We start from the raw sequence: 19,704 nt of genomic DNA, 5'->3' as shown, positions 1-19,704 counted from the left end.
CGCCGCGAGCCGGACCGGCATGGGCCGAGCCGCAGCGAGCCGAGCCGCAGCGAGCCGAACTTCCGTTTCGCGCACGACCCTTGTGCCACCCCCGGCGCCGCGGGCATCATCAGGGCCCCCACCCCCCGCCGTGCGAGGTCCCCGATGCGCCTGCGCCGCACCGCCGTTGCCCTGCTGCTCGCCGCCACCGCGGCCCTGAACGCCCCCGCCACCCCAGCCTCGGCCTCGGCCCACGACGGGCACCGGGACCACTTCCCCACCGGAACGGCCACCGCCCCGGACGGTCGCACCGCGCTCACCGACGCCCAGGGCCGGCACCTCCAGCTGCACGGCTTCAACCTCGACAAGTACGCCGAGGCCACCGAGGCCGACCTCAAGTCCCTTGCCGCCCAAGGCTTCACCCTGCTCCGACTGCCGATCTCCTGGACCAGGCTGGAGCCCGAACGCGGCCGGCTCGACCCCACCGAACTGCACCGGCTGCAGCAACTCCTCGGCTGGGCCGACCGCCTGGGCCTGCTCGTCCTGGTCGACTTCCACCAGGACGTCTACGGACCGAGGTTCGGCGGCGGCACCAACGGCATCCCGCCCTGGGCCACCCGCGACGACGGCCTGCCCTTCACCCCCGACCCGAACGACTGGTTCGCCGGCTACTTCCAACCCGCCGTCCAGGCCGCCTTCCGCCACCTCTACGACGACCCCGACCTGCGCGCCTGGCAGGCCGACTTCTACACCCGACTGGCCGGCGAACTGCGCGGCCACCGCTCCCTGTTGGGCTACGACCTGTTCAACGAGCCGTTCGGCCCGGTGGACGGCGACCCGAGCGACCCGGCGGTGCTCGCCGCCGCCTCCGCCGCCCTGGAGCAGGGCCGGCTCGCCGACATGTACCGCCGCCTGATCGCCGCCGTACGCCGGGTCGACTCCCGCGCCTGGCTGTTCGTCGAACCGACCGTCCTGGTCGGCCAGGGCGTGCCCACCCGGCTGCCCGGCTTCACCGACCCCCGCCCGGGCGCGCCCCGGCTCGGCTACGCCCCGCACTTCTACGACACCGCGGTGGAGAACGGCGCCGACTGGAACCCGGCCGACGGCTTCGTGGAGCAGTACACCGCCGCGATCAGCGGCTACCCCACGGCGAACCGCCTGCCGGTCCTGGTCGGCGAGTGGGGCCCGCCCGACTCCCGCACCCCGGGCAACCGCCAGCTGGTCCGCCGGCAGGTCGCCGCGATGGACGGCTTCGCCGAGGGCTGGACGATGTGGTACTGGTGCCACGGCACCGGCGGCTACTGCGCGCTCGACCCGGCCGGGCACCCGGCCCCCGGGGACGAGCCCGCCTTCGGCCCGTACCCGGTGGCCGTCGCCGGCACCGACGTCCGCACCGACGTCCGCACCGACGGCGCCACCGTCCGCTGGACGGCCGACGGCACCGGGCGCAGCACCGAACTCGTGCTGCCGCCCACCGCGTTCCCGCCCGGCGTCCAGGTCGCCGTCTCCCCCGCCGGCGCCCGCGTCGAGGTCGAACAGCCCGCGGACGGACGTGCGGGAACCGTACGGATCCGGCTCCCGCACGCCCGTCCGGGCACCCCGGTGACGGTCGGACTCACACCGCGCTGACGATCAGGCGAGGCCCCGGCGCTCCAGCAGCGGCCCGGTCTCCGGCGCCCGGCCGACCACCGCTCGGAAGGACTCCAGCGGGTCCGAACTGTTGCCGCGCGCCAGCAGCTCGCGCCGGAACAGCTCACCGCTGTCCCGCACCGACTTCCCGTTGGTCTCGAACCATCGCACGGTGTCCGCGTCCAGCACCTCCGACCAGATGTACGCGTAGTACCCGGCGCTGTAGCCGCTGGAGAAGATGTGCTGGAAGTACGGCGTGCGGTAGCGCGGCGGGATCGCCGGGAAGGCGATCCCGGCCTCCGCCAGCGCCCGCTCCTCGAACTCCCCGGCGTCCGCGACCTCGTGGCCCTGCGGCAGGGTGTGCCAGGCCCAGTCCAGCAGCGTCGCGGCCAGGTACTCCACCGTCCGGAAGCCCTGCCCGAAGCCCTCGGCCGCCGTCATCCGCTCGACCAGCTCGGCCGGCAGCGGCTCCCCGGTCTCGTGGTGGCGGGCGTAGTTGGCCAGCACCTCCGGCCGGACCATCCACATCTCGTTGACCTGCGAGGGGAACTCCACGAAGTCCCGCGGCACCGCCGTACCCGCGAACAGCGGGTAGGTGACGTCCGAGAACAGCCCGTGCAGCGCGTGCCCGAACTCGTGGAAGAGCGTGCGCACCTCGTCCCAGCTGAGCAGCGCCGGCTCGCCGGGCGCCGGCCGCGGGATGTTGAGGTTGTTCAGCACCACCGGCCGCTGCCCGGTCAGTCCGGACTGGCCGACCAGCTCGTCCATCCAGGCGCCGCCGCGCTTGGACGCCCGGGCGTGGAAGTCCCCGATGAACAGGCCCAGCGAGCCGCCGTCCTCCTCGAACACCTCGAAGACCCGGGCGTCCGGGTGGTGCGCCGTCAGCTCCGGCCGCTCGGTGAAGCTCAGCCCGTACGCGAGCTTCGCGGCGAAGAACACCCCGTCCTTCAGCACCCGCTCCAGCTCGAAGTACGGGCGCAGCGCCGCCGCGTCCACCTGGTAGGAGGCCTGCCGGACCTTCTCCGAGTAGTACGCCCAGTCGTGCGCGGCGATCTCCTCGATCCCGTCCGCGGCCGCCACCTTGGCCAGCTCGGCGGCCTCCCGGCGGGCGTTGGCCACGGCCGGCTCCACCAGCCGGGCCAGCAGGCCGGAGACCGCCTCCACCGTCCCGGCCGTCTCGTCCGCCACCACGTACGCGGCGTGGCTCGGGAACCCCAGCAGCGCGGCCCGCTCGGCGCGCAGCCCGGCCATCCGGATCGCCAGCGGGCCGTTGGCCTCGCCACCGCGGGCGAGCGAGGCCGCCAGCAGCCGCTCGCGCACCGAACGGTCGCTGAGCTGGGCCAGCTCGGGCTGGCCGGAGGTGCTCTTCAGGCTCAGCACGTACGCGCCCTCACGGCCGAGCACCTTGGCGTTCTCGGCGGCGCCGGCGATCGCGCCCTCGGACAGCCCGGCCAGCTCCTCGGCGGAGTCCACGACCAGCGCGGCGGCCCGGGTGGCGGCGTTCACGTTCTGCTGGAACGTGGTGCCCAGCGCGGCCAGTTCGGCGTTCAGCTCGCGCAGCCGGGCCTGCTCGGCCGCGCCGAGCCGGGCGCCGGAGCGGACGAAGGCGGTGTACCGGCGCTCCAGCAGCCGCAGCGACTCCGGGTCGAGTTCCAGACCGGCCCGGGCCTCGTACAGCGCCTCGATCCGGGCGAACAGCTTCTGGTCCAGGTGGATCGCGTCGTGGTGGGCGGCGAGCAGCGGGCTCACCGTCGCCTCCACCTCGTCCAGCAGCTCGGTGGTGTCGGAGGAGGACTGGTTGCGGAACACCGCGTCCACCCGGCTCAGCAGCTCGCCGGAGCGCTCCAGGGCCACCAGGGTGTTCTCGAAGGTGGGGGTCGAGTGGGTGTCGGTGATCGCCGCGATCTCGGCCAGCTGCTCGGCCATCCCGCGCTCGTACGCGGGCAGGTAGTGCTCCTGCCGGATCTCGGCGTAGGGCGGCAGTTGGTAGACCAGGGGGCTGGGCGTGAAGAACGGGTTCTCGGTCATTTCGCCGACCATACGCGGTGTCATCCGCCCTGCCCACACGCCCCCGATCCCGATTGTCGGCCCCACCCGTTAACGTCGACGCCGCAGACCTGTCGACCCGCACGCCCGTGACCCCACCCGCACGTCAGACCGCCCGCCGGAGAGGAGACGCCCCCGTGGCCCCCAGAACCGCCCTCGCGCCCGACCCCCACGGCCCCGGCGGCCGCCTCCAGCCGCTGGACGACGCCGGGGCGCCGCTCGGCCCGCCGGAGGCCGTCCGCGACCTCGCCGCCGCCGTCGCCGCCCGGGAGGCCGCCGGGAGCGATCGTCCGCCCGGGCCGCGCTGGGTCTGGGCCGCCGCCGACTCCGGGTACGCCCCGCTGCTGCCCCGGCTGCCCGACCGGCTCGCCCGCTGCCACGACCTGCGGCTGGTCGAGGCCCTGCTGCTGAGCCACGAGGGCCGCTTCGGCGCGCCGCGCTCGCTCGGCGCCGCCTGGTCCCGGCTGCGCGGCCTGCCCGTCCCGGACGACCTGCCGGAACCGGGCCTGGCCGACGCGGACGACGGCCAGGACACCCTGTTCGCCCCCGACCGGCTGCAACTGCCGCCCGGCGCCGACCCGCTGGCCGCCGTGGTGGCCGTGCACGCCGAGCAGCAGCGGCGGATCGCCGCCATCGCCGACCCGGCCGCCCGGCAGCGCTTCCGGCTGCTGGTCGCCGCCGAGTCGGCCGGCGCGCTGGCGGCCGCCGAGATGGCCCACGACGGCCTGCCCTGGCGCGCCGACGTCCACGACCACCTGCTGACCGAGCTGCTCGGCCCGCGCCCGACCGTCCCCGGCACCCAGCCCCGGCGCCTCGCCGAACTCGCCGTCGAGCTCCAACAGGCCCTCGGCGCCAAGCCGTTCAACCCCGACTCGCACACCCAGGTGCTGCGCGCCTTCGCCGAGGCCGGCATCCAGCTCGGCTCCACCCGCTCCTGGGAGCTCAAGGGCATCGACCACCCGGCCGCCCAGCTGCTGATCCGCTACAAGGAGCTGGCCCGGATCCACGTCGCCCACGGCTGGGCCTGGCAGGACGCCTGGGCCCGCGGCGGGCGCTTCCGGCCCGAGTACGTGGTCGGCGGCGTGGTCTCCGGCCGCTGGGCCAGCCGCGGCGGCGGCGCCCTGCAGATCCCGCGCATCCTGCGCCGCGCCGTGGTCGCCGACCCGGGCTGGCTGCTGGTCGTCGCCGACGCCGCCCAACTGGAACCGCGCGTGCTCGCCGCGCTCTCCCAGGACGCCGGCCTGGCCCGCACCGCGGCCGGCGGCGACCTCTACGAGGCGCTCGCCGCCAACGCCTTCCAGGGCGACCGCGACAAGGCCAAACTCGGTCTGCTCGGCGCCATGTACGGGCAGACCAGCGGCGACATCGGCCCGCTGCTGAACACCCTGCGCCGCCGCTACCCCGCCGCGATGGGCTACGTGGAGGCCGCCGCCCGGACCGGCGAGGACGGCGGCGTGGTCGCCTCCCGGCTCGGCCGGGTCTGCCCGCCCGCCTCCGCCGACTTCCTCGACCTCACCGAGGCCGACACCGCAGGCGAGGCGGGCGGGCGCACCGCCCGCGCCCGCGGCCGGTTCACCCGCAACTTCGTCATCCAGGCCAGCGCCGCCGACTGGGCACTGGCCCTGCTCGCGGCGCTGCGCCGACGGCTGGGCGAACTGCCGGTGGCGGGCCCGGCGGACCGCCCGCACCTGGTGTTCTTCCAGCACGACGAGGTGATCGTGCACACCCCGGCCAACCTGGCCGACGAGGTGGCCACCGCCGTCGCCGAGGCCGGCGACGAGGCCCGGCGACTGGTCTTCGGCGACACCCCGGTGCGGTTCCCGCTCAACACGGCGGTGGTGGACTGCTACGCGGACGCCAAGTGAGCCCTACAGCTTGTGGAAGGTACGCGCGTCCGCGGCGGCCGCGACCACCTCGGCCAGCCCCGCCCCGGTCGAGGCGGTGACGGCGGCCGCCACCGCGCCCTCCACGAACGGCGCGTCCACCAGCCGCACGCCCGGACGCGGCTCGTCCTCCAGCACCGTCACCGCGGTGAGCACCGAACTGCCGAGGTCCGGCAGCACGACCACGCCCGCCCCGCCGTCCGCCTCCGCGATCGCCCCGGCGATCAGCTCGTAGCTGGTGCCGAGCCCGCCGTCCTCCGTCCCGGCCGCGACCGCCACCCGCACGCCGCCCGGGGCGAGTTCACCGAGCAGCTCGCGCAGCCCGTCGGCCAGCTTGGCGCTGTGCGAAACCAGGACAATGCCCACGTGTTCGCTCATGCGCCCGCCTCGCTTCGCTCGCCGGTCGCTTCGCGAGACGCGCACCTTCGAATGATTCGCTCGCTTCGCTCACTCATGCCCGCGACCCTACGGCCCCGTCCCGCTGCTCCGACAGAGTGACCGGAATCGCGCGTGTCGCACCCCGTGCCCCGCACCCCCGTCTGGCGTAGCGTCGGCGTCAGCAGCGTCCGCCACAGCGTCCTGATCTCAAGGCCACCTAGGGAGCGAAGAGCGTTGAAGAAGCTGATCAACACCCCGGAGAGCGTCCTGGAGGACGCCTTGGCCGGAGTCGCCGCCGCCCACCCCGAGCTGACGGTCGACATCCCCAACCGGGTGATCACCCGGGCCGCCCGCCCGGCCGGCCCCAAGGTCGCGCTGATCTCCGGCGGCGGCTCCGGCCACGAGCCGCTGCACGGCGGCTTCGTCGGCCCCGGCATGCTCGACGCCGCCTGCCCCGGCGAGGTGTTCACCTCGCCCGTCCCGGACCAGATGCTGGCCGCCGCCAAGGCGGTGGAGAACGGCGCCGGGGTGGTCTTCGTGGTGAAGAACTACACCGGCGACGTGATGAACTTCGAGCTCGCCGCCGAACTCGCCGCCGAGGAGGGCCTGGAGGTCCGCACCGTCCTGGTCAACGACGACGTCGCGGTCGAGGACTCCACCTGGACGGCCGGGCGCCGGGGCACCGGCGCCACCGTCCTGGTCGAGAAGACCGCCGGCGCGCTGGCCGAACGCGGCGCCCCGCTGGACGAGGTGGCCGCCCTGGGCGAGCGGGTGAACGCCGCCTCCCGCTCCTTCGCGATCGCGCTCACCGCGGCCACCGTCCCGGCCGCCGGCAAGCCCGGCTTCGAGCTGCCCGAGGACGAGATCGAGGTCGGCGTCGGCATCCACGGCGAGCCCGGCCGCCGCCGCGAGAAGCTCCGCCCGGCCCACGAACTGGCCGCCGAGGTGGTCGAGACCATCCTCACCGACCACCACCTGACCCCGGGCGACGAGGTGATCGCCCTGCTCAACGGCCTCGGCGCGACGCCGCTGCTGGAGCTGTACGTGGTCTACGGCGAGGTCGCCGCCCGGCTCGCCGCGCGCGGCATCGGGGTGGCCCGCAGCCTGGTCGGCAACTACGTCACCAGCCTGGACATGGCGGGCTTCTCACTCACCCTCACCAAGGCCGACACCCAGCTGCTGGAACTCTGGGACGCCCCGGTCGACACCCCCGCCCTCAAGCGGGCCTGAGCCGTTCGAAGGAGACGCGATGGACTTCGACACCCCGCTGTTCGACATCCCACTGGCCGAAGCCTGGATCCGTGCGATCGCCGCGGCCGTCGAGAAGGAGCAGACCCGGCTCACCGAACTGGACTCCGCGATCGGCGACGGCGACCACGGCAGCAACCTCCAGCGGGGCTTCGCCGCCGTCCTGACCGCCCTGGACGGCCTCCAGCCGGCGGGCCCCGGCGCCGTCCTCACCAAGACCGGCACCACCCTCATCTCCAAGGTCGGCGGTGCCTCCGGCCCGCTCTACGGCAAGGCCTTCCGCGCCATCGGCGCCGCCCTCCCCGAGCCCGCCGCCCCGGCCGACGTCGCCGAGGCCCTCGCGGCCGGCCTGGACGCCATCCGCACCCTCGGCAAGGCCGAACCCGGGGACAAGACCATCGTCGACGCCTGGACGCCGGCCGTCGCCGCCTTCCGCCACGCGGCCGCCACCGGCGCCGCCCTCCCCGAGGCGGCCGCGGCCGCCGCCGAGGCCGCCGACCGGGGCGCCCGCGACACCGTCCCCCTCCAGGCCCGCAAGGGCCGCGCCTCCTACCTCGGCGAACGCAGCATCGGCCACCAGGACCCCGGTGCCACCTCCACCGCTCTGCTCTTCCGCGCCCTCGCCGACGTCACCACCGGCTGAGCCGCACCCACCCCGTCCCCTGATCCCCCGACCCAACCGCGCGAAGCGGAAGGTCCCCAACCCGCACCCGCCCTCCCGCACCCCGCTGCGCCCCGCCCAGCCCCGCGCCCCCTAATCCGTCCGCGTGATCAGCAACAACAAGGCGTCATCCCGCAACTCCCCACCCGTGTGCGCCAGCAGGTCCGCGTACACCCGCCCCACCGCCGCCTCCAGCTCCCCCGCCGAGCGCGCGGCTCCCCGTACCAGCGGCCCGACCCGCTCCGCCAGCGGATAGAACTCCCCGCTCCTGCGGTGCCGCGCCTCGATCACCCCGTCCGTGCAGAGCACCAGCACGTCCTCCGCCCCGAACGGCTGCCCCCAGGTGGCCGGCTTCCCGGCCGCCAGCCGGCCGAGGCCCAGCGGCACCCACGGGTCCGGCGCGTCCAGCACGTGCGCGTGCCCGTCGCCGTCCACCCGGATCGGCGCCACGTGCCCGTACTGCAGCAGCTCCATCTCCCCGGGTGTGCGGAACTCCGCGAACAGCGCCGTGGTGAACTCCCCGTCCGGTACGTGCCGCTCGACGCTGGCCTCGATCCGCGCCGCGACGCCCCGCAGCCCGGCCTCGTCGTACGCGGCCTCGCGGAACGCGCCGAGCACCACCGCCGCCGTCTGGACGGCCGCCAGCCCCTTGCCCCGGACGTCCCCGACCGCGACCCGCGTCCCGTGCGGCGTCTCCAGCACCGAGTACAGGTCCCCGCCGATCCGCGAGGCGTCCGCCGCCGACACGTACCGCACGGCCAGTCGCAGCGGCCCGACGGCCGGCCCCGGCAACCGCAGCAGGGCCCGCTGGGCGGCCTCGGCGACGGAGCTGACCGCCGCGAAGGCCGCCGCCCGCCGCATCCGGATCTTGGCCACCCAGGCCGAGAAGACCGTCAGAACCAGGTAGCTGACCATCGCACCGTAGAGGAAGCGTGCGTCGTTGATGTTGTCGACCTGGTCGTAGCGACTGAGTCCGTAGACCGCGAGCAGCCCGACCGAGCAGACCGCGAGCAGTTCGCGGGGTTTGAGGGTGAGCGCGGCGACGGCCGGGACGACGGTCATCAGAGGCGCGAGGTAGCGGTCCTTGCCGGAGAGGAGGTCCGCGAGTCCGACCAGCAGGACGGCGATCAGCGCGGGGGTCGCCCGCCGCCAGAACGGCACGTCCTGGAGGTCGGCGGCCAGCAGCGCGTCACGCTGCCGGTCCGTCGGCAGTCCGGCGGCGGTGGGTGCCGAGGGCGACTGGGCACCGCGGATCGGAGACACATATCGAACATAAGGGACGATCGCGGCGCCGAACCACCCACTCGCCCCATCGGGCCCACCCTCGTCCCGATCGGCCGCCACCCCTCCCCACGCCCGTCCAGATTGCACCCACTTGCCTGATTTGTCATAAAGTTCGACCAACGTGGCTACTCAGAGGAGGCCCTTCCCGGTGTCCGGTTACCGACCCACTCACCGCCTCTCCACCCCTCAGACCGCTACGGCCGCCAGGCCCCACCACTGGTTCACGTTCTTCCTGACCGGCCTGGCGCTCTGGGCCTGCACCGCCCTCGTCACCTTCTTCACCGACAACAGCAACCTGGTCCCGACGATCGTGCTGCTCGGCAGCTTCCTCGTCCCGGTCACCGTGGCGATCTGGGCGTACGAGCGCTACGCCGCCGACCTGGGCCCGGACCGGATCCTCGCCTGCTTCGGCATCGGCGGGATCATCGGCGTCCTGGGCGCCTCGGTACTGGAGAGCTATCTGCTCTCACCCTCGGTGTGGATGCACGTCGGCGTCGGCCTGATCGAGGAGGCGGTCAAGCTGGCCGCCCTGGTGACGGTCAGCCGACGGCTGCGGGTCAGCGGCCTGCGGCACGGGCTGGTGCTGGGCGCCACCGTCGGCGCCGGGTTCGCCGCCTTCGAGAGCGCCGGGTACGCCTTCAACGCGGTGCTGAGCATCCAGGGCCTCTCACTGAACGACCTGGTGGAGACCGAGATCCTGCGCGGAGTGCTCGCGCCGGTCGGCCACATCCTGTGGACCGCGATCATCGGCGGGGTGCTGTTCCGCGAGCGGCGCGGAGGCCACTTCCGGTTCACCGTCCCGGCCCTGCTCACCTACCTGGGCGTGTCGCTGCTCCACGCCCTCTGGGACTCCACGGGCGGCATCGCCGTCTGGCTGGTCGCCCGGACCACCACCAGCGCCTTCCAGCGCGCACTGTTCGACCTCGGCTACATGCCCGACCCGACCAGCGAGCAGGTGCACCTGTACACCGCCTACGACGCGGCCGGCCTGCTCCTGGTGTCCCTGGTCGGGCTGCTCTGGCTGCGCCTGCTGCTGCGACGCGAGCCCACGGCGCCGATCCCGGCCCAGTACCCCTCCTCCCCGGCCTGACCACCCCGGTCGCCTACGATGCGATCCACCTCACCCACCCCTCCCAGAAATACCCCAGAGGGGTATGGTGTTGTTCGAGAGAGAGCAAGACCCGCACCGACCCTCCGGAGGCCCCCGATGTCCAGCACCATCACCTACACCGTGTCCGGCATGAGCTGCGGCCACTGCGAGAAGGCGATCAGCGAGGAGCTCTCCGCGCTGGCCGGTGTCACCGAGGTCGCCGCCGACGCCCAGGCCGGTACCGTGACGGTCTCCTCCGCCGCCCCGCTGGACGAGGAGCAGGTCCGCGCCGCCGTCGACGAGGCCGGCTACGAACTGGTCGGCCACAGCGCCTGAGCCACCACGGTACGGCGGGGGCCCGGCCGAACGGCCCCCGCCGTACGCCCCCACCAAGGAGCTGATCCGCATGAGCACGTCCGCCCCGGATGTCGGGGCCCGGGACCGGGTCGAGCTGTCGATCGGCGGGATGACCTGCGCCTCCTGCGCGGCCCGCATCGAGAAGAAGCTCAACCGGCTGGACGGCGTCGAGGCCACCGTCAACTTCGCCACCGAGAAGGCCCGGGTCGACTACGGCCCCGGCGTCTCGGTGGAGGACCTGATCGCCACCGTCGAGCGGACCGGCTACACCGCCGAGCTCCCGCCGCCCCCGGCCCCCGAGCCGGCCGCCACCGCCACCGCCACCGCCACCGCCACCGAGCGGCCCGCCGACCAGGACCCCCGCTACGACCGGCTGCTGATCAGCGCCGTGCTCAGCGTCCCAGTGGTCCTGCTGTCGATGGTCCCGGCCCTGCAGTTCACCAACTGGCAGTGGCTGGCCTTCGCGCTCACCGGCCCGGTCGTGGTCTACGGCGGCCTGCCCTTCCACCGCGCCGCCTGGACCAACCTCAAGCACGGCGCCGCGACCATGGACACCCTGGTGTCGCTCGGCACCCTGGCCGCCTTCGGCTGGTCCTGCTGGGCGCTGTTCCGGGGCCACGCCGGCATGCCGGGGATGCGCCACGACTTCTCGCTGTCGATCGGCGACGCCGACGCCTCCTCCGCCCTCTACCTGGAGACCGCCGCCGCCGTCACGGTGCTGATCCTGCTCGGCCGCTACCTGGAGGCCCGTTCCAAGCGCCGGGCCGGCGCCGCCCTGCACGCCCTGCTCGACCTCGGCGCCAAGGACGTCACCGTCCTTCAGTTCGAGGGGGGCGGCCGCGAAGCGGCCTCGGACAAGGGTGGTGGTGGGCGACGGGTGGGACGCGAGGTCCGGCTGCCGGTGGACCGGCTGGCCGTCGGCATGCGCTTCGTGGTGCGCCCCGGCGAGAAGGTCGCCACCGACGGCACGGTGGTCGAGGGCAGTTCCGCCGTGGACGCCTCGATGCTCACCGGCGAGTCCGTCCCGGTGGAGGTCACCGTCGGGGACGCCGTCACCGGCGCCACGGTCAACGCGGGCGGCCGCCTGGTGGTCGAGGCGACCCGGGTCGGCGCGGACACCCAACTGGCCCGGATGGCCAAGCTGGTCGAGGAGGCCCAGAACGGCAAGGCCGCCGCCCAGCGCCTGGCCGACCGGATCTCCGCCGTCTTCGTCCCGGTGGTCATCCTGATCGCGCTCGCCACCCTGGTCGGCTGGCTGCTGGCCACCAGCAGTCCCACCGAGTCGTTCACGGCCGCCGTGGCCGTGCTGATCATCGCCTGCCCGTGCGCCCTCGGACTGGCCACCCCGACCGCGCTGCTGGTCGGCACCGGCCGCGGCGCCCAGCTCGGCGTCCTGATCAAGGGCCCGGAGGTCCTGGAGTCCACCCGCAAGGTCGACACCGTCGTGCTGGACAAGACCGGCACCGTCACCACCGGCCGGATGACCCTGCTCGCCGTGCACACCGCCGAGGGCGTCACCGAGGCCGAGGCGCTGCGCCTGGCCGGCGCCGTGGAGCACGCCTCCGAGCACCCGATCGCCCGCGCGATCGCGGACGCCGCCGCCGAGCGGACCGGTGCGCTGCCGGTGGTCGAGGACTTCCGCAACGTGCCCGGGCGGGGCGTGGAGGGCGTCGTGGACGGCCGTACGGTGACGGCCGGGCGCGAGGCCCTGCTCGCCGACCGCGCGCAGCACCTGCCGCCCGTCCTGGCCCGCGCCAAGGCCGGGGCCGAGGCGGCCGGCCGCACCGCGGTCGCGGTCGGCTGGGACGGCGAGGCCCGGGCCGTCCTGGAGGTCGCCGACGCGGTCAAGCCGACCAGCGCCGAGGCCATCGCCGAGCTGCGGGCACTCGGCCTGCGCCCGGTGCTGCTGACCGGCGACAACCGGGCGGTGGCCGAGGCGGTGGCCGCCGAGGTCGGCATCGACCCGCAGGATGTGGTCGCCGAGGTGCTGCCCGAGGACAAGGTGGACACCGTCAAGCGGCTGCAGGCCGAGGGCCGGACGGTCGCGATGGTCGGCGACGGCGTCAACGACGCGGCCGCGCTCGCCCAGGCCGACCTGGGCCTGGCCATGGGCACCGGCACCGACGCCGCCATCGAGGCCGGCGACCTCACCCTGGTCCGCGGCGACCTGCGCTCGGCGGCCGACGCGATCCGGCTCTCCCGCCGCACCCTCGCCACTATCAGGGGCAACCTGTTCTGGGCCTTCGGCTACAACGTGGCGGCGATCCCGCTGGCCGCCGCCGGACTGCTCAACCCGATGATCGCCGGGGCCGCGATGGCCTTCTCCTCGGTCTTCGTGGTCACCAACAGCCTCCGGCTGCGCCGCTTCCAGCCCGCCTGACGACACCGCGCCCGAACAGCGCGAAGGCCCCGGACCGACGACCGGTCCGGGGCCTTCGCCGTGCCTCAACGCCCCAGCAGCTCGCCGCCGTTGCAGTGCAGGATCTCGCCGGTGATGAACCCGGCCTCCGGCGAGGCCAGGAAGTGCACCGCCGCCGCGACCTCACCGGTCTCGCCGATCCGGCCGAGCAGCGTGCGCGCCGCCCGGCGGGCCACCTCGGCATCGTCCAGCCGCGGTCCGAAGAACTCGGTGCCGCTGACCGTCCCGGGCGCGACGATGTTGGCGGTGATCCCCGAGGTCCCCAACTGGGCGGCCAGGAAGTGGTTCCAGGCGTGCAGCGAGGCCTTCGCGGCGCCGTACGAGCCGGCCCCGCGCAGGGCGGCGATGGAGCTGATGGTAACCACCCGGCCGGAACCGGGGGTGAGCCGGTCCCGAATCGACTCGGTGAGCAGCACCACGGTCAGCACGTTGCGCTCGAAGTCGCCGCGCCAGCGGGCCAGCAGGGCGTGCGGTCCGCCGCCGACCACGGTCTCCCGGCTGCCGGCGTTGTTCACCAGCACGTCGATCCGCTCGGGCAGTCCGCCGAGCGCCACCTCGACTGCGTCCGGGTCGGCGAGGTCGCACACCAGCGGGGTCACGTTCGGTCCGAGCTCGGCCGCGGCCTTCTCCAGGACCTCCCGGCGCCGACCGACGATCACGACGTGCTCGCCCGCCTCGGCGAACCGCCGCGCGACTTCGTACCCGATTCCCGTACCACCGCCGGTGACGACGACGTTCCTGGCCATCTGCGCACTCCCTCCCCAGTTCCGCCGCCGGGCTGCAAGGGTGCGCGGCGGTCCGTACCGGAATGCCACGATTCCTATCACGCTCGGTTGCCGTGACTGCGGGGAGGGTGACGTCGGGCGCGAGGGAAGGTGTGATATGAGCGCGGAACGACGCGCCTACGGAGCGTGGCGAGAGGCAGCTCACACCCCTCGGCCGTAACTTCTCGCACGCTGATACGTCTTAGGTTGGTAGTGCGGCAGTTTTTCCGATGGGTCGGGGCGCGACTAACGGCAATGCGTCCCTCATCCAGCGGCTGTCGCCGACGGGGCTCCGGCGGGCCCCGGGAACGGTCGTCGGTCTCGACGGCCTTCGCGCACGGCGCCGGGGTTGTGGCGGGCCAGGGACGCTTTGAGCGGCCGTCCCCGGCTGCGGCCGGCCCCGGAGTCGTGCGCTGTACGGTTCCGTCCCCGCGCGGGCCCTTCCGGGTCCGGGGCGCGGGGACGGCGAAGGGGCCCGGCCGCTCAGCAGCGGCCGGGCCCCTCTCCGTTCACTCGCGGTGCGTCAGCGCTGGTCGAGCGCGACGTAGTCGCGGATCGCGGTGCCGGTGTAGATCTGACGCGGACGGCCGATGCGGCTGGTCGGGTCGTTGATCATCTCGTGCCAGTGGGCTATCCAGCCGGGCAGCCGGCCGAGGGCGAACAGCACGGTGAACATGCTGGTCGGGAAGCCCATGGCGCGGTAGATCAGGCCGGTGTAGAAGTCCACGTTCGGGTACAGCTTGCGCGAGATGAAGAAGTCGTCCTTGAGGGCGTGCTCCTCCAGCTTGAGCGCGATCTCCAGCAGCTCGTCGTTCTTGCCGAGCTGGCCGAGGACCTCGTGCGCGAGCAGCTTGACCTGCGCGGCCCGCGGGTCGAAGGCCTTGTAGACGCGGTGGCCGAAGCCCATCAGCTTGACGCCGGCTTCCTTGTTCTTCACCTTCGTGATGAACGCGTCGACGTCGCCGCCGTCCTTCTGGATGCTCTCCAGCATCTCCAGCACGGCCTGGTTGGCGCCGCCGTGCAGCGGGCCCCACAGGGCCGAGATGCCGGCCGAGATCGAGGCGAACAGGTTGGCGTGGCTGGAGCCGACCAGGCGCACGGTGGAGGTCGAGCAGTTCTGCTCGTGGTCCGCGTGCAGGATGAGCAGCTTGTCCAGGGCGTTGACGACGACCGGGTTGAGCTCGTAGTCCTCGGCGGGGACCGCGAAGGTCATCCGCAGGAGGTTCTCGACGTAGCTCAGGTCGTTGCGCGGGTAGACGAAGGGCTGGCCCATCGCCTTCTTGTACGCGTACGCGGCGATCGTCGGCAGCTTGGCCAGCAGGCGGACGGTCGACAGGTGGCGCTGGGCCGCGTCGAAGGGGTTGTGGCTCTCCGGGTAGAACGTGGAGAGCGCACCGACCACCGAGGACAGCATGGCCATCGGGTGGGCGTCCCGCGGGAAGCCCTGGAAGAAGCGCTTGACGTCCTCGTGCAGCAGCGTGTGCTGGGTGATCTCGCGGCTGAACTCCGCCAGCTGGTCCGCGTTGGGCAGCTCGCCGTTGATCAGGAGGTACGCGGTCTCGATGAAGCCGCCCTGCGCTGCGAGCTGCTCGATCGGGTAGCCGCGGTACCGAAGGATGCCGTTGTCGCCGTCCACGAAGGTGATCGCGGACTTGTACGCAGCGGTGTTACCGAAGCCGTTGTCCAGGGTGACCAGGCCGGTCTGCGGGAGCAGCTTCGAGATGTCGAAGCCGGAGTTGCCCGCAGTGCTCTCGACGACGGGGTACTCGTACTCGCCGTCCTGGTACCGCAGTACTACCGAGTTGTCGCTCACGTCTTCCTCACCGACGAAATGAATCCTCTTCCAAGGTGCCCTGACTGTCTCTACCATCCCCCATCCGGAGGACAGTCGCGCACCCGGGGTGGCCCGGAAGGGCCCGCCCCTACAAAACCTGCCGCCGCAGCCGGTACGAACCGGACAAGATCGGCACCACCCTAGGCTCTGCCGTAAATCTCTTCACGTCAAGAGAACCTTAGAGGCAACCATCCTGCTGGATAATCATCCAGAAGCAAGCCGATGATCGAGGGCGGCATGCCGCCGACCTGCACTGACGGCCCGCACGGCCTGCGCGATCGCCTTCCGTGACCCGACCAGCACGACGAGTTTTCTGGCCCTGGTCACCGCGGTGTAAAGCAGATTTCGCTGGAGCATCGTCCAAGCGGACATGGTGACCGGAATCACCACCACCGGATACTCGCTGCCCTGCGAGCGGTGGATCGTCACCGCGTACGCGTGGGCCAGCTCGTCCAGTTCGTCGAAGTCGTACACCACCTCCTCGTCCTCGTCGGTGACCACCGTCAGCCGCTGGTCGTCCGCACTGAGGGCGGTCACCACTCCCACTGTGCCGTTGAAGACGCCGTTCCGCCCCTTGTCGTAGTTGTTGCGGATCTGGGTGACCTTGTCCCCCACCCGGAACGTCCGCCCGCCGAAACGCCGCTCCGCCAACCCCTCCCGGGCCGGCGTCACCGCCGCCTGCAGCAGCGTGTTCAGGTTCCCCGCCCCCGCCGGGCCGCGATGCATCGGCGCCAGCACCTGGACGTCCCGGCGCGGGTCGAAGCCGAACTTCTGCGGGATCCGGCGCGCCACCACGTCCACCGTCAGCCCGGCCGCCCGCTCCGCGTCGTCCTCCACGAACAGGAAGAAGTCCGCCAGACCCTCCGTCAGGGGCGGCTTCCCCTCGTTGATCCGGTGCGCGTTGGTCACCACCCCCGACTCCTGGGCCTGCCGGAAGATCCGGGTCAGCCGCACCGACGGGATCGGCCCGTCCTCGGCCAGCAGGTCCCGCAGCACCTCCCCGGCGCCCACCGAGGGCAGTTGGTCCACGTCCCCCACGAACAGCAGGTGAGCGCCCGGCGGGACCGCCTTGACCAGCTTGTTCGCCAGGATCAGGTCCAGCATCGAGGCCTCGTCCACCACCACCAGGTCCGCGTCCAGCGGCCGGTCCCGGTCGTACGCGGCGTCCCCGCCCGGCCTCAGCTCCAGCAGCCGGTGCACCGTCGAGGCCTCCACCCCGGTCAGCTCCGACAACCGCTTCGCCGCCCGGCCGGTCGGCGCCGCCAGCACCACCTTCGCCCGCTTGGCCAGCGCCAGCGTCACGATCGACTTCACCGTGAACGACTTCCCGCAGCCCGGACCGCCCGTCAGCACCGCGACCTTCCGCGTCAGCGCCAGCCGCACCGACTGCTCCTGCTCCGGCGCCAGCTCCGCCCCCGTCCGCTTCGCCAGCCACTCCAGCGCCACCGGCCAGTCCACCCCGGCGAACCACGGCATCCGGTCGGAGTCCGAACGCAGCAGCCGCAGCAGCTGGTTGGCCAGCGAGATCTCCGCCCGGTGGAACGGCACCAGGTAGACCGCGGTGATCAGCTCGCCCGCCTCGCCCGGCACCGTCTCGCGCACCACTCCCTCGGCGGCGATCAGCTCGGCCAGGCAGTCGATCACCAGCCCCACGTCCACCTGCAGCAGCTTCACGCCGTCCGCGATCAGCCGCTCCTCCGGCAGGTAGCAGTGCCCCTGGTCGCTGCTCTGCGACAGCGCGTACTGCAGCCCCGCCTTCACCCGCTCCGGGCTGTCGTGCGGGATGCCCACCGCCTGGGCGATCCGGTCCGCCGTCAGGAAGCCGATGCCCCAGACGTCCGCCGCCAGCTTGTACGGCTCGTTCTTCACCACGCCGATCGAGGCGTCGCCGTACTGCTTGTAGATCCGCACCGCCAGCGAGGTCGACACCCCGACCCCCTGCAGGAAGACCATGACCTCCTTGATGGCCTTCTGCTCCTCCCAGGCCTCGGCGATCTTCCTGGTCCGCTTCGGTCCCAGTCCGGGCACCTCGATCAGCCGACCCGGCTCGTTCTCGATCACCTCCAGGGTGTCCACCCCGAAGCGCTCCACGATCCGCTCGGCGAACCGCGGCCCGATTCCCTTGATCAGCCCCGAGCCCAGGTAGCGCTGGATGCCCTGCACCGTGGCCGGCAGCACCGTGGTGTAGTTCTCCACCACGAACTGCCGCCCGTACTGCGGGTGCGAGCCCCACCGGCCGTGCAGCCGCAGCGACTCCCCGACCTGCGCCCCCAGCAGCGCGCCCACCACCGTGAGCAGGTCGTTTCCGCCCCGGCCGGTGTCCACCCGGGCCACGGTGTAGCCGGTCTCCTCATTGGCGTAGGTGATCCGCTCCAGCACGCCCTCGACCTGCGCCAGCTGGCGCGGCGCCTGCTGCGCCTGCTGCCCCGACTGCGGCTGCTTGCCCACCGGAGCCCCCTCTTCGACCAGTACGGGTGGACCCTTCCGTTACGCACCGTACCGCCCCCCGCCGACAAGCCCGGAACCGCGCGGAATCCGACGGAAGCCCGCCGTGCACCGGCCCCTCCGAGGTGTCAGGCTGGGAGGTCCAGGGGATCTCGACCGCGCCCGCGACCGCACGGGCCCCGTCCGAGGAGCAGTGCCGCCATGCTCAACACCGCCTTCCGCCCCGGTTCCCCGGACTGGCTCGACCTGAGCAGCCCTGACACCAGGGCCTCCGTGGACTTCTACACCGCGCTGTTCGGCTGGTCCTTCGACTCGGCCGGCCCCGAGGCCGGCGGCTACGGCCTCTTCCAGCTCGACGGCCGCACGGTCGGGGCCCTCGGCCCGCTCGCCGAGGAGGGCGCCCTGCCCGGCTGGACCCTGTACTTCGCCACCCTCGACGCCGACCGCACCACCGAACTCGTGGAACAGTCCGGCGGCCGGGTCCGGTTCACCCCCTTCGACGTCTTCACGGCGGGCCGGATGGCCGGCTACACCGACCCGACCGGTGCCGACTTCGCGGTCTGGCAACCCCGCGACACCCGCGGTCTGGACCTCGTCAACGACGAGGGCAGCCTCTGCTGGGCCGAGTGCTACAGCATCGACGCCGAGCGGGCCAAGGCCTTCTACCGCGTGGTCTTCGGCTGGCAGGAGCAGGACGTCCCGCTCGGCGAGGTGATCTACACCGTCCTCACCCCGGCGGGCGGCGGCACCGACGACGCCCACGGCGGCATCATGCAGCTCGGCCCCGAACACACCGCGCGCGGCACCGGCTCGCACTGGCTCCCCTACTTCGAGGTCCCCAACGTGGACGCCAGCCTCGCCATCGCCGACACCCTCGGCGCGAAGGTACGGATCCCCGCGACGGACGTCCACGGCGTCGGCCGCCTCGCCCAGTTGCTCGACCCGCACGGCGCCGTCTTCGCCGTCATCACGAGTGCCGAGCCCGGGGACTGACTCCGCATTACCGCGCATTACCCCTCAGAAAGGCCGTGAAGGGGTGCTACGGGCGTAGACAGGGGTGGGTCCGCCTCCCGGGGCCGCTCTAGCCTCTGATCATGACTGAAACGGCTGTTCTGACGATTCGACGGGCCGGCGAAGGCGACCTGCCGGCAATCGTGGCCATGCTCGCCGACGACCCACTGGGCGCCACCCGGGAGAGCCCCGACGACCTCGCCCCGTACCGCACCGCCTTCGCCCGCATCGACGGCGACCCGCACCAGCACCTGGTGGTGGCCGAACGCGCCGGCCGCGTGGTCGGAACCCTGCAGCTCACGGTCGTCCCGGGCCTCTCCCGGGCGGGCGCCACCCGCACGATCGTCGAGGCCGTCCGCATCCACGCCGACGAACGCGGCAACGGGCTCGGCACCGAACTGATCCAGTGGGCCGTCGAACGCTCCCGCGCGCTGGAGGCCGACCTCGTCCAGCTGACCTCGGACGCGACGCGGACCGACGCGCACCGCTTCTACGAGCGACTCGGCTTCGTGGCCTCGCACCTCGGATTCAAGCTCAAGCTCTGAATCGAACCCTGAATCAAGCCGTGCCCTAAGGCGCGAAAACGCGAAAAGGCCCCACCCGGAAACCGGGTGGGGCCTTTTCTGAATGATTGTTCGGCGGCGTCCTACTCTCCCACAGGGTCCCCCCTGCAGTA

Annotated in this window: 15 protein-coding genes; 9 read left to right on the top strand and 6 right to left on the bottom strand. The window is 72.9% G+C overall.

Annotation, left to right across the window (positions count from 1 at the left end):
* Positions 1 to 144 precede the first annotated feature (144 nt).
* Positions 145 to 1,608, top strand: a complete 1,464-nt coding sequence (locus tag ACIRYZ_RS17015; protein ID WP_402944692.1) for a cellulase family glycosylhydrolase — start codon at positions 145 to 147, stop codon at positions 1,606 to 1,608.
* Positions 1,609 to 1,611: 3 nt separating this feature from the next.
* On the opposite strand, the gene ACIRYZ_RS17010 is transcribed toward ACIRYZ_RS17015, so the two are convergent.
* On the bottom strand, positions 1,612 to 3,636 hold the full coding sequence (locus ACIRYZ_RS17010; RefSeq protein ID WP_402944689.1) for a M3 family metallopeptidase: 2,025 nt from the start codon (positions 3,634 to 3,636) through the stop codon (positions 1,612 to 1,614).
* Between the two features lie 155 nt (positions 3,637 to 3,791).
* Here ACIRYZ_RS17010 and ACIRYZ_RS17005 point away from each other — a divergent pair, with 155 nt between their 5' ends.
* On the top strand, positions 3,792 to 5,519 hold the full coding sequence (locus tag ACIRYZ_RS17005) for a bifunctional 3'-5' exonuclease/DNA polymerase (RefSeq protein ID WP_402944687.1): 1,728 nt from the start codon (positions 3,792 to 3,794) through the stop codon (positions 5,517 to 5,519).
* A gap of 3 nt (positions 5,520 to 5,522) precedes the next feature.
* Here ACIRYZ_RS17005 and dhaM read toward each other — a convergent pair whose 3' ends face one another.
* The gene (dhaM, locus tag ACIRYZ_RS17000; RefSeq protein WP_402944686.1) at positions 5,523 to 5,915 is read right to left on the bottom strand and encodes a dihydroxyacetone kinase phosphoryl donor subunit DhaM; all 393 of its coding nucleotides are present in this window, start codon (positions 5,913 to 5,915) and stop codon (positions 5,523 to 5,525) included.
* A gap of 234 nt (positions 5,916 to 6,149) precedes the next feature.
* Here dhaM and dhaK point away from each other — a divergent pair, with 234 nt between their 5' ends.
* Both dhaK and dhaL read left to right on the top strand, forming a co-directional pair.
* On the top strand, positions 6,150 to 7,145 hold the full coding sequence (gene dhaK, locus ACIRYZ_RS16995; protein WP_402944683.1) for a dihydroxyacetone kinase subunit DhaK: 996 nt from the start codon (positions 6,150 to 6,152) through the stop codon (positions 7,143 to 7,145).
* Positions 7,146 to 7,164: 19 nt separating this feature from the next.
* Positions 7,165 to 7,806: a dihydroxyacetone kinase subunit DhaL gene (gene dhaL, locus ACIRYZ_RS16990; RefSeq protein WP_402944680.1), complete on the top strand. Its 642-nt coding sequence runs from the start codon at positions 7,165 to 7,167 to the stop codon at positions 7,804 to 7,806.
* Positions 7,807 to 7,917: 111 nt separating this feature from the next.
* Here the strand turns inward: dhaL and ACIRYZ_RS16985 are convergent, their stop codons facing one another.
* Positions 7,918 to 9,087 (bottom strand): PP2C family protein-serine/threonine phosphatase, encoded by a 1,170-nt coding sequence (locus ACIRYZ_RS16985; RefSeq protein ID WP_402944677.1) that lies wholly within the window; start codon positions 9,085 to 9,087, stop codon positions 7,918 to 7,920.
* A 169-nt stretch (positions 9,088 to 9,256) separates the two neighbouring features.
* Here ACIRYZ_RS16985 and ACIRYZ_RS16980 point away from each other — a divergent pair, with 169 nt between their 5' ends.
* From ACIRYZ_RS16980 to ACIRYZ_RS16970, 3 genes are all read left to right on the top strand, one after another.
* On the top strand, positions 9,257 to 10,198 hold the full coding sequence (locus ACIRYZ_RS16980) for a PrsW family intramembrane metalloprotease (protein WP_402944674.1): 942 nt from the start codon (positions 9,257 to 9,259) through the stop codon (positions 10,196 to 10,198).
* A gap of 117 nt (positions 10,199 to 10,315) precedes the next feature.
* Complete coding sequence (locus tag ACIRYZ_RS16975; RefSeq protein WP_387622602.1) at positions 10,316 to 10,534, top strand: heavy-metal-associated domain-containing protein; 219 nt, start codon at positions 10,316 to 10,318, stop codon at positions 10,532 to 10,534.
* Between the two features lie 70 nt (positions 10,535 to 10,604).
* Complete coding sequence (locus ACIRYZ_RS16970) at positions 10,605 to 12,935, top strand: heavy metal translocating P-type ATPase (RefSeq protein WP_402944671.1); 2,331 nt, start codon at positions 10,605 to 10,607, stop codon at positions 12,933 to 12,935.
* A gap of 65 nt (positions 12,936 to 13,000) precedes the next feature.
* On the opposite strand, the gene ACIRYZ_RS16965 is transcribed toward ACIRYZ_RS16970, so the two are convergent.
* From ACIRYZ_RS16965 to ACIRYZ_RS16955, 3 genes are all read right to left on the bottom strand, one after another.
* Positions 13,001 to 13,720 carry an SDR family NAD(P)-dependent oxidoreductase gene (locus tag ACIRYZ_RS16965; RefSeq protein ID WP_402944668.1) on the bottom strand — a complete coding sequence of 240 codons (720 nt, stop codon included), beginning with the start codon at positions 13,718 to 13,720 and terminating at the stop codon, positions 13,001 to 13,003.
* Positions 13,721 to 14,261: 541 nt separating this feature from the next.
* Positions 14,262 to 15,551, bottom strand: a complete 1,290-nt coding sequence (locus tag ACIRYZ_RS16960) for a citrate synthase (RefSeq protein WP_402944665.1) — start codon at positions 15,549 to 15,551, stop codon at positions 14,262 to 14,264.
* A 225-nt stretch (positions 15,552 to 15,776) separates the two neighbouring features.
* On the bottom strand, positions 15,777 to 18,020 hold the full coding sequence (locus ACIRYZ_RS16955; RefSeq protein ID WP_402944662.1) for an ATP-dependent RecD-like DNA helicase: 2,244 nt from the start codon (positions 18,018 to 18,020) through the stop codon (positions 15,777 to 15,779).
* A 198-nt stretch (positions 18,021 to 18,218) separates the two neighbouring features.
* On the opposite strand from ACIRYZ_RS16955, the gene ACIRYZ_RS16950 reads away from it, so the two are divergent.
* Both ACIRYZ_RS16950 and ACIRYZ_RS16945 read left to right on the top strand, forming a co-directional pair.
* Positions 18,219 to 19,010: a VOC family protein gene (locus ACIRYZ_RS16950; protein WP_402944660.1), complete on the top strand. Its 792-nt coding sequence runs from the start codon at positions 18,219 to 18,221 to the stop codon at positions 19,008 to 19,010.
* Between the two features lie 101 nt (positions 19,011 to 19,111).
* On the top strand, positions 19,112 to 19,573 hold the full coding sequence (locus ACIRYZ_RS16945) for a GNAT family N-acetyltransferase (protein ID WP_402944657.1): 462 nt from the start codon (positions 19,112 to 19,114) through the stop codon (positions 19,571 to 19,573).
* Positions 19,574 to 19,704: the final 131 nt, after the last annotated feature.

Source organism: Kitasatospora sp. NPDC101155 (assembly GCF_044768305.1).
Classification (GTDB): domain Bacteria; phylum Actinomycetota; class Actinomycetes; order Streptomycetales; family Streptomycetaceae; genus Kitasatospora.
This window is presented reverse-complemented; position numbering and strand designations above follow the sequence as displayed.

Excerpts from the sequence above, each read along its gene's own strand:
- ACIRYZ_RS17015 (WP_402944692.1), top strand. The coding sequence starts at position 145 with ATGCGCCTGCGCCGCACCGCCGTTGCCCTGCTGCTCGCCGCCACCGCG.
- ACIRYZ_RS17010 (WP_402944689.1), bottom strand. The coding sequence starts at position 3,636 with ATGACCGAGAACCCGTTCTTCACGCCCAGCCCCCTGGTCTACCAACTG.
- dhaM (WP_402944686.1), bottom strand. The coding sequence starts at position 5,915 with ATGAGCGAACACGTGGGCATTGTCCTGGTTTCGCACAGCGCCAAGCTG.
- dhaL (WP_402944680.1), top strand. The coding sequence starts at position 7,165 with ATGGACTTCGACACCCCGCTGTTCGACATCCCACTGGCCGAAGCCTGG.
- ACIRYZ_RS16975 (WP_387622602.1), top strand. The coding sequence starts at position 10,316 with ATGTCCAGCACCATCACCTACACCGTGTCCGGCATGAGCTGCGGCCAC.
- ACIRYZ_RS16970 (WP_402944671.1), top strand. The coding sequence starts at position 10,605 with ATGAGCACGTCCGCCCCGGATGTCGGGGCCCGGGACCGGGTCGAGCTG.
- ACIRYZ_RS16965 (WP_402944668.1), bottom strand. The coding sequence starts at position 13,720 with ATGGCCAGGAACGTCGTCGTCACCGGCGGTGGTACGGGAATCGGGTAC.
- ACIRYZ_RS16950 (WP_402944660.1), top strand. The coding sequence starts at position 18,219 with ATGCTCAACACCGCCTTCCGCCCCGGTTCCCCGGACTGGCTCGACCTG.
- ACIRYZ_RS16945 (WP_402944657.1), top strand. The coding sequence starts at position 19,112 with ATGACTGAAACGGCTGTTCTGACGATTCGACGGGCCGGCGAAGGCGAC.